The sequence below is a fragment of the Kordiimonas lipolytica genome (assembly GCF_001550065.1).
In genome coordinates, this window is sequence record NZ_LRUB01000023.1 from 29,363 (window position 1) to 45,695 (window position 16,333).

Genomic DNA, 16,333 nt, shown 5'->3' on the forward strand with positions numbered 1-16,333 from the left:
ACGCCGCTGCGGCGGCATCATCGAAGGAGAGCATCATGACGAACATTTACATTTTGGCAATCGATCTGGCGAAACGGAGCTTTCAGGTCTGCGCAACTGATCGGGATGGGGCGGTTCTATATAACCGCATGATCTCGCGAACAAAGCTGGAGAAGCTTCTGGAAGCGCAAACATCTTGCATCGTGGCCATGGAAGCCTGTGCCACCAGCCACCACTGGGGGAGAGTTGCTGAAGGGTTTGGGCATGAGGTCCGCCTGATTCCGCCGATCTATGTGAAACCCTTCGTCAAGCGGCAGAAGAATGATGCGGCTGATGCTTCCGCGATTGCTGAAGCAGCGAAGCGCCCGAACATACACTGGGTGGCCGTTAAAAGTGCCGAGCATCAGGCACGAGCTGTGGCATTTCGTACCCATCAATGTCTTGTGGGGCAGCGCACGCAGCTGATCAATGCATTACGTGGCCACCTTGCCGAGTTCGGAGTTGTCGTTGCTCAGGGTCGCGCCAATATCAAAACCATCACCAGTATGCTGAAGGATCAAGCGATAGATCTTCCTGCGGGAGTAGAAGACATTGTGCGCCTCTATCTGGATCAGGTCGAACTGCTCAGCACCAGAATCGATGAATTGACTTGTAGGCTTCGAGAGGCTGTGAAGGTTAATGACGATATGCGACGGCTTTGTACAGTACCAGGTGTTGGTCCGGTGACGGCGGGCGCGATCATGGCCTTCGCGCCTGATCTGCATAGCTTCTCCAGCGGAAGGAACTTCGCTGCCAGGCTGGGGCTTGTACCGAGACAACGGTCTACTGGAGGCAAGACGCGTCTTGGCGGGGTCAGCAAGATGGGGCAGAGTGACGTTCGGAGGCTGCTGATCGTCGGTGCGATGAGCCGCATCAGGTGGATCGTGCGCAAAGGCGAATTGCCTGACAATTGGCTTGGTCGCATTCTGGGACGAAAGCCTCGTATGGTTGCGGCTGTAGCATTGGCCAACAAAATGGCGCGAAACATATGGGCAATGATGACAAGGAATGAGGATTATCGTTTGGCGTGATCCGCTGCTACCAATTGACAGCAAGACGGAAAGCGCTCAGGGCCCGGCCCTGACAAGGAGATCGACTGACCAATATGCGGCAAGGAGTTCAATGTTCAGGACGAGGTAAACCAGTCCCGGGGCTCGAGCGTCAAAGCTCTTTGAACCGATGTGGACCTTCGTTCTTCGAACTGCATACCGGCCCCGTGGCACCTTCAGGCCACGATCGGAGGCCTGACACACGACCGATAGAAGCGCCAAGTCGAAAAAGTCAGAAAATCACCTTGCAAAACAGGGGGCATCCACACACGCCCCGGGATTGCCGGAGGCTCCAACTTCTGAGTAAAAGGAGCCATTATGAGCAAGACCACGAACAAATTTTCACCTGAAGTCCGCGACCGTGCGGTCCGCATGGTATTTTCCCATGAGGGCGATTATCCGTCCCGTTGGGCAGCGATTGTATCCATCTCCAGCAAGATTGGCTGTGTCCCTCAGACCCTGAACGAATGGGTCAAGAAAGCAGAGGTGGACAGCGGCCAGCGGGCTGGTATGCCGACCGAGGTTGCCGACAAGCTGAAGGCCCTTGAACGGGAGAACCGGGAACTGAGGCAGGCCAACGAGATCTTGCGCAAGGCAATATGTACGGGCCGCAAATCGTGGATCAGAGACATCGGGTTGTATCAAAAGCAATCATGGCACTCATTCGCTCTGACATACCGAGATCTCGGCGACATACAAGTAGACGAAGAACCTGAGGGCTGCCCAGCGTATTCTGGGTCATTCTAAGATGGTCAGCCCGGATCGATAACGGGGCATTGATGTGGATGTTGCCTTGGAGGTTGCTGGAAGCAGATTTAACCTTAAACGCGCTGGCCAAGTTATATCTATGTCAGTCGACAATAGACACGCTGGTCTGCTATATATTGCCGACTATTGCACAATAACTGTACCTAATGGGAGGACTGTTTCATGGAGCACCATTTTCACACTTTTCTGCACATCACACTGTTTGGTGTTTGGCTGGGTTCGATTGTTGCTCTATTGGTTTTGCTGTTGTGTCGGTATCGAGAGATGCTTTCCGAGCCTGAAGGTCAACTGCACCTTCAAAATCTTGCCTATGTACAACGTCTTCCAAAGGCAGCGCTTATCCTGATGTTGCCCATGGGGTTACAATTATCGAATAACCTCGCACTGATCACGCTTGGTGATGGCTCTATGGTCGGCATTTGGGTTTTTGCGCTTCTTTGGTTGGTGATTGACTGGGTCGGAGCACCAAGTGGGGCCTCAGTGGCCTCCAAAGCCATGCGGGTCGTAGAGCGTGTATTGCAAGCTGGTTTTGTGCTTGTTCTTTTGGGGGCTGGCATTCTGTCCCACTTGTCGGGAGCGCCTGTCGAGGCACCCTGGCTGGCAACCAAGCTGATACTTTTTGCGGTAGCACTCGTTATCATGAGCGGTGTCGATGCCCTGCTTGTTCCACTATATCAAGCCGAAGAAAGCAAGGGTGGAAGCAATGGTCCTAGTCGAAAACAGTCAATTCTGATGGCGGCAGGGTTGCTTGCTTTGCTGGTTGCCTTATTGCTCACAGCTGCTTGGACAGGCTACACCAACTGGCGCGGCTAAGAACTGGGCTATCAGTTCTGAAAGTTGGCTTGAAACTCCAGCCAGTGACTTCTTCGGATAGGGGTGGCTGGGGTGCAATGCTTGTTCGTCTAAGGGGCTGTCGGGGAAGTGCCCGCTCTGATTGGCAACCTAATGTGTGAATGCAGTCGGTAGTTGCTCCCTTACCAGAGAAGCCTTGTTTGATTATGATCAATGTGCATGCGTCCGCATGGCCCTAGTTTACAATTAGGGATTTACAGTCGCTTTTACAGTCGCTGGTGAATGATTGGACTTCTCTGCTCGTACTGAGTTCACAGTGAATTCTGGTCCTACGTGGCGTCTGGAGGAGGAACAGCCATGGCTAAAACAATGAAAGCTGCAGTATTTGTCGAACCAAACAGAATTGTACTTGATGAGAAGCCTATACCGGATGTGGGGCCTCTTGACGCTCTGATCCGCATTACGACGACCACCATCTGTGGCACCGACATCCACATTCTGAAAGGGGAATATCCGGTCGCAAAGGGCCTTACCATCGGTCACGAACCCGTGGGCATCATTGAAAAGCTTGGCTCGGCCGTGACCGGATATGAAGAAGGTCAGCGGGTAATTGCTGGAGCTATTACCCCAAGCGGGCACAGTGCAGCGTGCCTTTGCGGCCATCATTCCCAGGATGGAGCGGGAACGAAGCATGGCTTCAAGCCACTCGGCGGATGGCGTTTTGGCAATACCATTGATGGTGCCCAGGCAGAGTATTTGCTGGTTCCGGATGCAATGACAAACCTTGCTTTAATACCGGACGGACTGACGGATGAGCAAGTGCTTATGTGCCCGGATATCATGTCAACCGGCTTTTCCGGTGTGGAATCCGGCCAGGTGCGCATAGGTGATACCGTGGCGATATTTGCGCAAGGTCCCATCGGGCTCTGTGCAACCGCAGGCGCGCGCCTGATGGGAGCCACCATGATCATCGGCGTTGACGCGATACCTGAGCGCATGACTATCGCCCGCAGGATGGGAGCTGACTATGTTGTCGACTATACCAAGGTCAATCCGGTGGACGAAATCATGCGACTGACGGATGGACGGGGCGTGGACGTTGCGGTAGAGGCGCTTGGTCGTCAGGAAACCTTCGAAGTGGCTCTCCGTGTGTTGCGGCCAGGGGGAACCTTGTCTTCGTTGGGTGTGTATTCCGGCGATCTGAAAATTCCCCTAGATGCGTTTCAGGCTGGTCTCGGTGACCATCGGATTATCACTACGCTGTGTCCTGGCGGCAAGGAGCGCATGCGCCGTTTGATGGAAGTCATTGATTCCGAACGCGTGGATACCAGCCCACTGGTAACACATCGCTTTGCGCTTGAGGACATTGAGGAGGCCTATGAACTGTTTGCGAACCAGCGAGATGGTGTCCTCAAGGTCGCGCTGACACCATAGCCTGTGGGTTGTACGTGCATCCAGCTTAAACATGATGCACGCAGGCCATGCACATTTTTGGGGTCGTGGACCTCGGAATCAAGGAGGCTAAATATGCGTCACTACCACAATCCGCTCTATGTTAGCTATGGTGTCGCTGACGAAACCGAGGGACTAAAGCAGGCACTGAGTCTGGCACGGAATAACGGCGCTCCATTGGGGGTTCTGGTTGTGTGCCCGGAATTTCCAGAAGAATTTCCTGACTACCGGAAGAAGTACGAAGAGGCGCTTGTTGCTCAGGCTGAAGCGTCGATACGTTCGACCAAAAAAGCTATCAAGCAAAAAGAAGGCATTGTCGATATTACGATTGAACTCGTTAGCGACAATACTCCGTCCATAAAGATCATTCAGTATGTGCTCCGGCACGGGCACGACCTGTTGATAAAGGAGGCTGAGCTTCTCAAAGGCAGTGACAGCGGCTTTAAGGCTATCGATATGGAGTTGCTGCGCCAATGTCCTTGTGCAATGTGGCTATGCCGCCCGATTGCACATTCAAGACAGCATATTCAGGTCGCCGTGGCCATTGACCCGGAGAGCATGGAACAAGCGGCGAAGGCTCTATCAAAGCGCATGTTGGAATTGTCGCGCTCGCTGGCAGATAGCTGCAGCGGCGAGTTGCATATCGTTTCCTGCTGGGATTACGAGTTCGAATCCTTCCTGCGCGACAGCATCTGGATAAAAGCCACGGATGCGCAAATTGCAGAAGCTGTTCAGGGCACCCAACACAAACACCGCACGGCACTTGAGGGGCTGATCAAGGCATCCGGCATTTCCGGCAACTGCCGGGTGCACCATCTGCGCGGCAAGGCCGAGGAATGTATCCCGTCTTTCGTGACGGACAAGAAGATCGACATTCTGGTGATGGGTACGGTTGCCCGTACCGGCATCCCTGGCTTCATCATCGGTAATACGGCGGAGAATATCGTGCAGAATCTCTCCTGTTCATTGATGGCACTTAAACCACAGGGGTTTGTCTCACCAGTGAAAGCGTACTGAAGGTATAGGGTGATAATGGAAAAGGCGGGCGCGGACGAGAGCCAGAAATCATGGCACACGTTATCTACTGAAAATTCGTTGGAGCTTCTTAAAGCTCCGGCGGGCGGGCTTTCGCATGTTGAAGCAACAAAGCGGCTCGCGGAATACGGCCCCAACCGACTGCCGGAAGCCGCCCGTCGCAGCGGCTTCAAGCGTTTTCTGCAGCAATTCCATCATATCCTGATCTATGTGCTGATCGGCTCCGCTGCGATTACAGCTGCGCTCGACCACTGGATCGATACGGGCGTGATCCTGGCCGTGGTTGTCGCCAATGCCCTTATCGGGTTCATTCAGGAAGGCAAGGCGGAAAAGGCGATGGAGGCCATCCGCCATATGCTGGCGCCCCGCGCCAATGTGCTCCGCGATGGGGAAAGACACCGCATAGAAGGCGAAGCGCTCGTTCCCGGTGACATTGTCTTGCTTGAAGCGGGAGACAAAGTGCCCGCCGATCTGCGCCTTCTAACCGCGCATGGCATGTCGGTGCAGGAGGCTATTCTGACCGGCGAGTCATTGCCGGTCGAGAAACATACTAAACCAGTGGCCAGTGACGTCGCTCTCGGCGACCGGTCGTGCATGGCATTTTCCGGCACGTTGGTGACGGCTGGCCAAGCCAAAGGCGCTGTCGTAGGCACCGGCAGCCAGACCGAAATCGGACGCATCAGCGGGCTGATTTCAGAAGTTGAAACACTGACCACGCCGCTTGTGGCGCAGATGGGTATCTTCGCTAAATGGCTGACCATCCTCATTCTGCTGATTGCCGCGTTGTTGCTGGCTTACGGATATTTTGTCGGCCACCATGAATTCACAGAGATGTTCATGGCGGTGGTAGGGCTATCAGTTGCCGCGATCCCCGAGGGGTTGCCTGCTGTCCTGACCATTACGCTGGCGATCGGCGTACAGGCTATGGCGCGGCGCAATGCCATCGTACGGCGTTTGCCGGCAATTGAAACACTGGGATCGGTTTCCGTTATCTGCACCGACAAAACCGGCACGCTCACACGCAACGAGATGATGGTAGCCTCTGTGCTTACCTGTCAGCATCTTTTCGCCTTGGAAGGCGACGGATATGCGCCTGAAGGACTGCTCAAGCTAGAAGATGCACATGTCGCACCTTCCGAACATGCCGTGCTGGAAGAACTCGCGCGTGCGGCGGCACTCTGCAACGATGCATTCCTGCGCGAGCATGATGGCGTATGGACGGTAGAGGGCGACCCGATGGAGGGGGCGCTCCTAGCCTTTGCTGGAAAAATGGATGTGGATGTCCGCAAGACACAGGCGGCGTGGACACGCACGGACGCTATTCCGTTCGATGCCAAGCACCGCTTCATGGCGACACTGAATCACGACCATGAACGCCATGCGTTTGTGTTCGTCAAGGGCGCTCCGGAACAGATACTTGCCATGTGTCAGGATCAGCGCGCCATGAACGGTTATACGGAAGCACTGGATATTGCTTACTGGCACGGGAAAGCCGAGGCTATCGCCGCGCTTGGGGAGCGTGTGCTCGCCGTTGCGGTGAGACCGGTGAAGTCGGACCATACGGTGCTCGAACATGGGGATGTTGAAGGTACACTCACACTGCTGGGTATGACAGGGATGATCGACCCGCCGCGTGCAGAGGCGATTGCGGCAGTCAAGGAATGCCACGGCGCAGGCATCCGTGTGAAAATGATCACGGGCGACCATGCAAAAACGGCGGCTGCTATCGGCAAGCAAATCGGATTGCAAAACCCGGAAAAGGTTCTGACCGGACGCGATCTCGACGGTATGGACGACGCGGTACTGCGTCAGACCGTGCTGGCTTGTGACATCTTCGCCCGCACCAGCCCGGAACATAAACTGCGGTTGGTCATGGCGCTGCAATCGCATGGCATGACAGTTGCGATGACCGGGGATGGCGTGAATGACGCGCCCGCCCTGAAACGCGCCGATGCGGGTATCGCCATGGGCTTAAAAGGCAGTGAAGCGGCCAAGGAAGCGGCGGAACTTGTGCTGGCAGACGATAACTTTGCCTCCATAGCCGCCGCAGTATGGGAAGGCCGCACCGTCTACGACAACATCAAGAAAGTGATCAGTTGGACGCTTCCCACCAACGCAGGCGAAGCGATGACCATCATTGTCGCGTTGCTGGCTGGGATGACACTGCCGATAACACCCGTCCAGATTCTGTGGGTCAATCTCATTACCGCTGTAACACTGGGCATCGCGCTTGCTTTTGAACCGACGGAAGAAAGTACCATGCGCCGTCCGCCGCGCCCTCGTGATGAACCGCTGTTAACCGGCGGGCTGGTCTGGCATATCGTGCTGGTGTCGTTGCTGTTCCTTTGCGGCGTGTTCGGCATGTATCACTATGCAGTTGACCGGGGCTATTCGGTAGAACTCGCCCGCACCATCGCGCTCAACGCGCTGGTGGTGATGGAAATATTCCACCTGTTCTTTATCCGGAATATCTATGGCACTTCGCTGACATGGAAGGCGGTGCGCGGGACCAAGATGGTTTGGACGGTGGTCATCGTCATCACTGCCGCGCAATTCGCGATTACCTATCTGCCGCTCTTGCAGACGGTCTTTGCCACAGAGTCCATCCCATTCCTGGATGGCCTGCTGATTGTCGGTGTCGGCGTGGCCCTGTTCGCGATCATCGAAATCGAAAAACAGGTCCGCCTTCGGGCATCACAAAAAGTGACGAATGATCATGCCCGATCTTAGCTTCCTGCATGCCTCGCCGTTCTATGAACTGACGGCGCTCATTGCCCTGGCCGCTGTTATCGGTTCCGTAGGCTTGTTGCTGCGCCAGCCGATGATCGTCAGCTTCATTGCAGTCGGCGTACTGGCCGGCCCCTCAGCCCTCGGGATTGTGCAGTCGCACGAACATATCGAGTTGCTGGCAGAGCTCGGCATCGCCGTGCTGCTATTTCTGGTCGGCCTGAAACTGGATTTGAAGCTGATCCGTACCCTTGGCCCCGTAGCGCTAGCAACAGGGCTGGGGCAAGTGACGTTCACCTCGGTGATAGGTTTTCTCATCGGTCTTGCGCTGGGGCTGGATACGGTCACTTCTCTCTATGTTGCCGTGGCGCTGACCTTCTCCAGCACCATCATCATCGTCAAACTGCTCTCAGATAAACGCGAAGTCGATTCCCTACATGGCCGGATCGCCATTGGCTTTCTGATTGTGCAGGACCTTGTCGTCGTGTTGGCGATGATGGTTCTGTCCGCCTTCGGTGTGGGTGCCCAGGAGGGGAATGATGGTTCGGTGTTCGTACATATCAGCACTAACGTGTTCTACGGCATTCTGATGCTAGGTTTTATCCTGCTTTTTATTCGCCACCTCGCGACGCCGCTGGTTAGCCGCATCGCCCACTCACAAGAACTGCTGATTATTTTTGCCATTGCATGGGCTGCGCTTCTGGCCACCATTGGCAGCGAGCTTGGTTTCAGTAAAGAGTTGGGTGGCTTGCTCGCCGGGATATCGCTGGCCTCCACGCCATTCCGCGAAGCCATCGTGGCGGGCCTTTCCTCTCTGCGGGATTTCCTCCTGTTGTTTTTCTTCATTGCACTGGGCTCGCAGCTCGATCTCGGTTTGCTTGGCGCGCAAGTTGCTCCCGCACTGGCCTTTTCTGTCTTTGTGCTTATCGGTAACCCGCTGATCGTGATGATCATTATGGGTTTGATGGGGTATAGAAAACGCACCGGATTTCTGGCTGGACTGACCGTCGCCCAGATCAGCGAGTTTTCGCTCATCTTTATGGCGATGGGACTCACGCTGGGGCATGTCTCGGCGGAATCGTTGGGGCTAGTGACTCTGGTTGGGCTGATTACGATTTCCCTGTCGGTTTATATGATCACTTATTCCCACGGCCTTTATGGCAGGCTGGAGCCTTGGTTCGACCTATTCGAACGGAAGAAGCCCTACCGTGAGGAAAAACTCGAACAGCAGCTCCTGGCCAAAGGGGAATACGACGTTATCCTTTTTGGTATCGGTCGGTACGGAAAAGCCATTGCACACTATCTGTTACAGCAGGAATACAGCTTGCTGGTGGTAGATTTCAATCCGGATGAGGTTCGCCGCTGGCGGGCACAGGGGCATGCGGCCATTTATGGAGATGCGAGCGATCCGGCATTTATCGCCAGCCTGCCATTAAATGGCGTCAAGTGGATTGTCTCCGCCATGCCCCAGCATGATATCGGCGTCACTCATGAGGATCCTCGTCTCATCCTTCTGGAAGGGTTGAAACAGCAACACTGCAGCGCCGGAATCGCAATATCTACTCAGCGCTCCCACGATAGGGAAATCCTCAGAGAGAAAGGGGCGACACTGGTTCTCCTGCCGTTTTTTGACGCGGCGGAACAGGCTGTGTTGCGGATGAAGATCTTGCAAGAAAAATTAAGAGAAACTGAATAGCTCCAAACTGAGTGAGCCCTGATACTGATAGGGCCGCCGACGATGTCCTGTAAATATGGCTGACGGACACTTGTCGATGCAGACGACTATCGAAAGCCTTTCACAGGAAAGGCAAGCGTCCGGTGAGGAAGGGAGGTTCAGGAACATGTCTAAACTCAACTACTATACTCGTTGCACTAGACACAGCTTTTTAACGTCAAGACCTTTTTTGCAGGAAAGTGACGCGCAGGTCACGGATATTGGCCAATATCAAAGCTACGCCACGTCCCTTTCAGGTTGAATATGATTGTTTCCAGTTAGTGCTGAATTACCGTTGTGAGTCAGAAAGCACACTGGTAGATCAGCGAGCCTGTCAATTGGTGAAGCTGAAGGTCTCTATGCTGCCTGTGCTTCATGCATCTGACTGCGTGCCTCACGCGGGTAGACCAAACGGTTCATATTGATTTCTGTCAATGACGATTGATCGTCGCTCCTTATGCTTAATGGTGGCATTTACGCTTCGTGGATACTGCGAACAGGAGGGATTGTCAGATGCTGCCCACAGAGGACAAGTCATTCGTGTCACAATCTTCGCCGCTGGAGCAGCGGATCGGTCAAGCCCTGCTTTGGCATGGCAAGGACTATGAGGCCCTTTGTTCGACCTTTTCCTGGAAGGCAGCCGGACGCCAGTTGGACGGATTGCCGGAAGGCGGGCTCAATATTGCTTATGAGGCGGTTGACCGGCATGTGATGTGGAACGGCTGCGAGAAGACCGCCATCCGCTGGCTCGGGAAATCGGGTAACTGTCGCGATATCAGTTACGCCGACCTGGCGCGCGATACGGCCCGGTTCGCGTCGGTCCTTGATCATCTGGGCATTGAGCAGGGGGAGCGGGTTTTCGCGCTGATGGGACGAGAGCCCGCACTTTATGTCACCGCTTTGGGCACACTCAGGCGTGGTGCCGTGTTCTGTCCGCTTTTTTCAGCATTTGGGCCGGACCCCATCAAGGCACGCATCAGTATCGGCGAAGGTGCTGTGCTTGTGACCACGAAAGCATTCTATCAGAAAAAAATCGCCCACATCAGGGGCGAGTTGCCAACGCTCAAGCACGTCCTGATCGTGGGAGATGCGGATGACCTGCCGGATGATACGCTGTCGTTTGATACCCTGTTGGCAGCCGGTGATCCCGGCTTCCCTGTGGCACAAACGAGGCCGCATGACATGGCGCTTCTGCATTTCACCAGCGGTACGACCGGTAAGCCCAAGGGGGCGTTCCATGTGCATGAAGCGGTGCTGGCGCATCATGTGTCGGCGCAGTACGCTCTTGATCTCAGGAAAGACGATATCATCTGGTGCACCGCCGATCCCGGTTGGGTGACAGGCACCTCCTATGGCATTATTGCGCCGCTGACGACCGGTGCGACCATGATTGTTGACGAGGCAGAGTTCAACCCCGAGCGCTGGTACACCATACTGCAGGATCAAAAGGTAACGGTTTGGTATAGCGCGCCCACAGCCATCCGCATGTTGATGAAGGCGGGAGGCGACTTGGCGCGCGAATATGATCTGTCGGCGCTCAGGTTCCTGGCGTCGGTGGGGGAACCCCTGAACCCTGAAGCGGTGATCTGGAGCGCTGACGTTTTTGGTAAACCATTCCATGACAATTGGTGGCAGACGGAAACCGGCGCGATCATGATTGGCAATCTGGCCATAGGTGATATCAAACCGGGGTCGATGGGGCGCCCGCTGCCAGGTATTGACGCGGGCATCGTTGAACTGCGCGAGGATGGTAGCGTGCGGGAAATCACGTCTGCGGGTGAGGTGGGTGAGTTGGCTCTCAGGCCCGGCTGGCCCTCGATGTTCCGCGGATATCTGCACGAGACAGCGCGCTACGAGAAATGCTTCAAGGGCGGCTGGTACCTGAGCGGCGATCTGGCTATGCGCGACACGGACGGCTATTATTGGTTCGTCGGGCGTGCGGACGACATGATCAAATCGTCTGGTCATCTGATTGGCCCATTTGAGGTGGAAAGCGCGCTTGTGGCGCATGATGCCGTGGCGGAAGCCGCGGTGATCGGCGTGCCGGACGAACGCGCGGGCGAGGTGGTGAAGGCGTTCGTGACGCTCCATCACGGGATTGAACCCGACGAGACGACGAGACGCGATATCCTTGCCCACGTCCGGCGCAGCCTTGGCGCGGCTGTCGCGCCACGGGTGATCGAATTTGCCGATGAATTGCCGAAAACCCGGAGCGGAAAGATCATGCGGCGGCTCTTGAAGGCCCGTGAGCTCGGGCTACCGGAGGGCGACACGTCCACCCTGGAGACATTCAAATGAACAAGTATGCCCCAGGCGATGTCCGCCCGCACTTAACGCGCGACCATTGCCTGCACCTGATGAAGCAGATGACCCGTATCCGCCGGTTCGAAGAAAAGTGTGCAGAGCTCTACACCCAGGAGAAAATCCGGGGCTTCCTGCACCTGTATATCGGTGAAGAGGCTGTGGCGACCGGGGTGACAGAAGCCCTGGGCCCCGAGGATGCCGTGGTGGCCACTTACCGCGAACACGGGCATGCGCTTGTGCGCGGGGTGCCCGCGGATCGCATCATGGCGGAAATGTTCGGGAGGATTGACGGTGTCTGCCGGGGGCGCGGCGGATCGATGCATCTTTTCGATGTCGGGCGGCGCTTTTATGGCGGCAATGCCATCGTGGGCGGCGGCCTGCCGCTGGCGGTTGGCCTCGCGCTTGCCGACAAGATGCAGGGGCGCGACCGGGTGACAGTTTGCTTCTTCGGCGAAGGGGCTGTAGCAGAAGGCGAGTTCCACGAAAGTCTCAATCTCGCGGCGCTATGGAAATTGCCCGTCCTGTTCGTGTGCGAAAACAATGGCTATGCCATGGGCACAGCGCTCGACCGATCCGAGTCTGAGACCGATATCCATGCCAAGGCCGCCAGTTACCGGCTACCTGCTGAAGTGGTGGATGGCATGAATGTGGTGGAGGTGGAAGCCGCAGCCCGCCGTGCCACGGGTGCCATCCGTGCGGCTGAAGGGCCCTATTTCCTTGAGTGCCGCACCTACCGCTTCCGCGCCCATTCCATGTTCGACCCCCAGCTGTACCGCTCGAAAGACGAAGTGGCGGCGTGGGAGAAGAAGGGCCCGGTGGTTCGCTTCCGGGATTGGATGGTGGCGGCGGGCATGGCGCATGAGGCCGATCTCGCTCGGATCGAGGAAGAGGTGGCAGCGGAAGTGACAGCCGCAGTTGCCTTTGCCGAAGCAAGCGAATGGGAAAGCGTGAACACAATGCTTGAAGAAGTAGGGGCTTTGGGATGACCGAAGAGGTGACATACCGGGAGGCCGTTGGCCGGACCATACGCGACGCCATGAAGGCAGACGACCGGGTTTTCATCATGGGTGAAGATGTCGCCCGTTATGGCGGCACTTACGCTGTAACCAAAGGGCTTGCCGAAGAGTTCGGCGAAGACCGGGTGCGCGATACGCCGCTGTCGGAATCAGCCTTCACTGGCGCCGGCATCGGTGCAGCGATTGGTGGCATGCGACCGATTGTCGAGATTATGACGGTGAATTTCAGCTTGCTGGCGCTTGACCAGATTTTGAATACCGCCGCCACCTTCCGCCATATGTCCGGCGGGCAGGTGGGTGTGCCGTTGGTGATCCGCATTGCAACCGGTGCCGGGCGGCAACTGGCGGCCCAGCATTCTCACAGCCTTGAGAATTGGTATGCCCATATCCCGGGGCTGAGGGTGCTCGCGCCCGCGACCGTGCAGGATGCCTATGCCATGCTGGCTCCAGCGCTTCAGGACCCAGACCCGGTGATCATTTTCGAGCATGTCATGCTTTATGGACGAACGGAGCCGTTGGACACATCCTCAGTTGCGGACCTTCGCTCTGCCGCTGTGCGCCGTGCGGGCACCGACATTAGCCTGATCACCTATGGCGGGTCCCTGCCGAAAACGCTGGAGGCCGCAGAGGTGCTGACAGAGGAAGGGATCGGCGCCGAGGTGCTGGACCTTCGCGTGCTGCGCCCACTCGATAATGCCGCGATCCTTGAGACGGTATCGAAAACCCGGCGCGCGGTGGTTGTGGATGAAGGCTGGCTGACCGGCAGCCTAGCGGCCGAAATATCCGCCCGGATCATGGAAGGCGCCTTCTGGGAACTGGACGCGCCCGTGGGCCGGGTATGCTCGGCCGAAATCCCGATCCCGTACCCCAAGCATCTTGAAGACGCTGCCTTGCCGCAAGTGGACAGGATTGTCGCCGCGGCCATGGCCGCCATGGGCCGGTAGGGGGCGCATATGGGGCTTTTCAAAATGCCGTCGCTGGGGGCCGATATGGAGGCCGGTACGCTGGTGGAATGGATGATCGCGCCGGGTGACGTGGTTGCCAAGGGTGATACTGTGGCGGTTGTTGAAACCCAGAAAGGCGCGATTGAAATCGAGACGTTCGAGGCAGGCACTGTCGGCAAACTGCTGGTCGAAGTGGGTGAGACCGTGCCGGTGGGTACACCGCTCGCCGAAATCGGTGATGTTTCGGCGCCAGAGGCCGCGCCTGCACCTGCACCGGAGTCAGCGGTTGCGCTAGAGCCCACGCAGGAAGTTACAGCCGCGCCGGAAGCGCCACCACCGACACCTAAACCCACGGCGGCACCCACCCCCGCAAGCGCCGGGCGTCACCGGGCGTCGCCCGCTGCCCGCAAGCTTGCTGCGGAGACGGGCGTTGACCTGTCAGGCATCAAGGGCACCGGCCCCGGTGGTGCGGTCACGAGCTGCGACCTAGAGGGCGCGCCGAAAGCGACACCACGAGAGGCCGCTCGTGCATCAGGGATCGATTTCACCGAGATGCGCAAGGCCATTGGCCGGGCGATGGCCCGGTCGAAGCGGGAAATCCCGCACTATTACCTCAAGCACCAGATTGACCTGCAGGCCGCCAGCGCGTGGCTTGAGGATTATAATGGATCGCAAGAGCCGGCGGGCCGATTGCTAATGGGCGCGCTACTGGTGAAAGCCGTGGCCCTTGCGCTGAAGAATTTCCCGGACATGAACGGCTTTTATGAAGACGATGCCTTTACACCAAGCGTCGCCATCCATTGCGGTGTTGCTGTGGCTGTACGAGGTGGCGGCTTGATTGCTCCTGCGGTCCACGACACTGACAGCCTGTCGCTCAGTGACCTGATGGCCGCGATGCGCGATCTGGTTGCCCGGGTGCGGGCGGGTGGCCTGAAGGGATCGGAACTTGCGGACCCGACGATCACGATCACCAGCCTCGGCGATCGCGGCGTGGACGAAGTCTACGGCGTTATCCACCCGCCGCAGGTGGCGATTGTCGGCTTTGGCACAGTGGAAGAGCGCCCCCTGGTTGTGGATGGCTCACTTGTGGCTGCCCCCACGGTAATTAGCACGCTGGCCGCGGACCATAGGGTCGGCGACGGCAGGCGCGGTGCCCTGTTCCTGCGCGACATCGAAACGCTTCTACAGAAACCGGAGGCCCTATGACGTCCCACATGACCCATGATGCGCTTCGGCGCGCTTTTGAAGAAGAATTGTTGGCTATCGCACCTGACGCCAGCCTCGACGGTGTGGCCGAGGACGCGGACTTGCGCGATGCGCTTGATCTGGACTCGATGGATATCATGAATTTGGTGATCGCGCTTCATGACCGCCTTGGTGTGGATATTCCGGACAAGGACGCAGCCCAGTTGGTGACGATTAAAGGCGCACTCGATTACCTAAAAGGAAAAAGCTGAGGAACCGTTTTCGGAGGAAGAACGGAACCCCTTTGCCGCTTAGCAGCAATCGGATCGTGTTTGCGACCCGAATCCTTCCAGCCGCCAGTGCATTTGCCGGATATTGTGCACTGCCCCACTGAAGGCGTCGTCAAGCGCCTGTCTGACGCTATCCGTCAATCTGGGCAGGAAGCCGTGGCAGTTGATGCCAATACGCTGGCCGTGCCAATGCAGTACAACAGCTACTTTCACTGAGGGGCCATCGTCTGGTGACAGCACCTCAATGGTGACATGAATGGGATAAATGTCGCCGAAGCGTTCCTGGAGGCGCCGAACCCGGGTTGCAACATCCTGTTCCATTACCGGATTTGCTGCGACACCGCTGAATGTCACCGTTGCGAATTCCTGCATCCTCATATCTCCGCGACAGTCTGCCGGAAGGAAAGTGCGTGTTCAGGTTATCACGAAAAGGCCTGAATACCTATTGATGTGCCGCCAGAGGTTGGTGCGGATGTTGATCTGGCTCAATGACACGAGATGGAAGCGCGTTCATTCTGAGGTTCGTACCGGGCTGCTGGCGGGGACGCTTGCTCATTTAAGGAGGATGCCATGAGCCTCAGTTTGACCAGTTCCGCTTTCGAAGACAAAGGAAGAATACCGGTTAATTACACCTGTGAGGGTGATAACTGTTCGCCCGCGCTCAGGTGGCGGGGCGCACCAGAAGAGGCGGAGAGCTTTTTGCTAACCTGCGAAGACCCGGATGCGCCCAGTGGGGTCTTTCGTCATTGGGCAGCATACGACATACCGCCGACATGGGCGGGTTTGAAAACCGGCTATACGAATACCACCGATGAGCAGTCCTTTCGTCAGGCCATCAATGATTTTGGCCTGGCGGGCTATAGCGGACCCTGTCCGCCCTTGCGTAACGCACCCCACAGGTATCGGTTTCAGATTTCAGCGCTCGATGTTCATACATTACCGGTAAGGCATGGCGCGACCTGCGCCGAGGTGTTGGCTGCGGCCAAGCCCCATGTGATCGAAAGCGCCGAATTGATGGGATATTACGGCCGTGAATGAC

At 56.8% G+C, this 16,333-nt stretch carries 13 protein-coding genes and 1 pseudogene; 13 read left to right on the forward strand and 1 reads right to left on the reverse strand.

Annotation, left to right across the window (positions count from 1 at the left end; all coding sequences use genetic code 11):
• Positions 1–35: 35 nt before the first annotated feature.
• From KORM41_RS11475 to KORM41_RS11530, 12 genes and pseudogenes are all read left to right on the forward strand, one after another.
• The gene (locus KORM41_RS11475) at positions 36–1,049 is read left to right on the forward strand and encodes an IS110 family RNA-guided transposase (protein WP_068147846.1); all 1,014 of its coding nucleotides are present in this window, start codon (positions 36–38) and stop codon (positions 1,047–1,049) included.
• A gap of 336 nt (positions 1,050–1,385) precedes the next feature.
• Positions 1,386–1,664, forward strand: a pseudogene (locus KORM41_RS11480) (transposase); the annotation flags it as partial.
• 333 nt (positions 1,665–1,997) lie between these two features.
• Positions 1,998–2,648: a hypothetical protein gene (locus KORM41_RS11485; protein WP_068147848.1), complete on the forward strand. Its 651-nt coding sequence runs from the start codon at positions 1,998–2,000 to the stop codon at positions 2,646–2,648.
• A gap of 336 nt (positions 2,649–2,984) precedes the next feature.
• Positions 2,985–4,061: an NAD(P)-dependent alcohol dehydrogenase gene (locus tag KORM41_RS11490; RefSeq protein WP_068147851.1), complete on the forward strand. Its 1,077-nt coding sequence runs from the start codon at positions 2,985–2,987 to the stop codon at positions 4,059–4,061.
• 93 nt (positions 4,062–4,154) lie between these two features.
• Complete coding sequence (locus tag KORM41_RS11495) at positions 4,155–5,096, forward strand: universal stress protein (RefSeq protein WP_068147854.1); 942 nt, start codon at positions 4,155–4,157, stop codon at positions 5,094–5,096.
• A gap of 15 nt (positions 5,097–5,111) precedes the next feature.
• Positions 5,112–7,844 (forward strand): cation-transporting P-type ATPase, encoded by a 2,733-nt coding sequence (locus tag KORM41_RS11500; protein WP_068147857.1) that lies wholly within the window; start codon positions 5,112–5,114, stop codon positions 7,842–7,844.
• Positions 7,831–9,537, forward strand: coding sequence for a cation:proton antiporter (locus KORM41_RS11505; protein WP_068147963.1), 1,707 nt, complete (start codon positions 7,831–7,833; stop codon positions 9,535–9,537). The genes KORM41_RS11500 and KORM41_RS11505 overlap by 14 nt, the downstream gene beginning before the upstream one ends.
• 531 nt (positions 9,538–10,068) lie before the next feature.
• Positions 10,069–11,853: an acetate--CoA ligase gene (gene acsA / locus KORM41_RS11510; RefSeq protein ID WP_082719877.1), complete on the forward strand. Its 1,785-nt coding sequence runs from the start codon at positions 10,069–10,071 to the stop codon at positions 11,851–11,853.
• Positions 11,850–12,845, forward strand: a complete 996-nt coding sequence (gene pdhA / locus KORM41_RS11515; RefSeq protein ID WP_068147859.1) for a pyruvate dehydrogenase (acetyl-transferring) E1 component subunit alpha — start codon at positions 11,850–11,852, stop codon at positions 12,843–12,845. Before acsA ends, pdhA begins: the two co-directional genes overlap by 4 nt.
• On the forward strand, positions 12,842–13,819 hold the full coding sequence (locus tag KORM41_RS11520) for an alpha-ketoacid dehydrogenase subunit beta (protein ID WP_068147862.1): 978 nt from the start codon (positions 12,842–12,844) through the stop codon (positions 13,817–13,819). Before pdhA ends, KORM41_RS11520 begins: the two co-directional genes overlap by 4 nt.
• Before the next feature lie 9 nt (positions 13,820–13,828).
• On the forward strand, positions 13,829–15,025 hold the full coding sequence (locus KORM41_RS11525) for a dihydrolipoamide acetyltransferase family protein (RefSeq protein ID WP_068147866.1): 1,197 nt from the start codon (positions 13,829–13,831) through the stop codon (positions 15,023–15,025).
• The gene (locus KORM41_RS11530) at positions 15,022–15,276 is read left to right on the forward strand and encodes an acyl carrier protein (RefSeq protein ID WP_197421082.1); all 255 of its coding nucleotides are present in this window, start codon (positions 15,022–15,024) and stop codon (positions 15,274–15,276) included. The genes KORM41_RS11525 and KORM41_RS11530 overlap by 4 nt, the downstream gene beginning before the upstream one ends.
• Before the next feature lie 39 nt (positions 15,277–15,315).
• Here the strand turns inward: KORM41_RS11530 and KORM41_RS11535 are convergent, their stop codons facing one another.
• The gene (locus tag KORM41_RS11535; protein WP_068147869.1) at positions 15,316–15,666 is read right to left on the reverse strand and encodes a hypothetical protein; all 351 of its coding nucleotides are present in this window, start codon (positions 15,664–15,666) and stop codon (positions 15,316–15,318) included.
• A 198-nt stretch (positions 15,667–15,864) separates the two neighbouring features.
• Here KORM41_RS11535 and KORM41_RS11540 point away from each other — a divergent pair, with 198 nt between their 5' ends.
• On the forward strand, positions 15,865–16,332 hold the full coding sequence (locus tag KORM41_RS11540; RefSeq protein ID WP_068147872.1) for a YbhB/YbcL family Raf kinase inhibitor-like protein: 468 nt from the start codon (positions 15,865–15,867) through the stop codon (positions 16,330–16,332).
• Position 16,333: the final 1 nt, after the last annotated feature.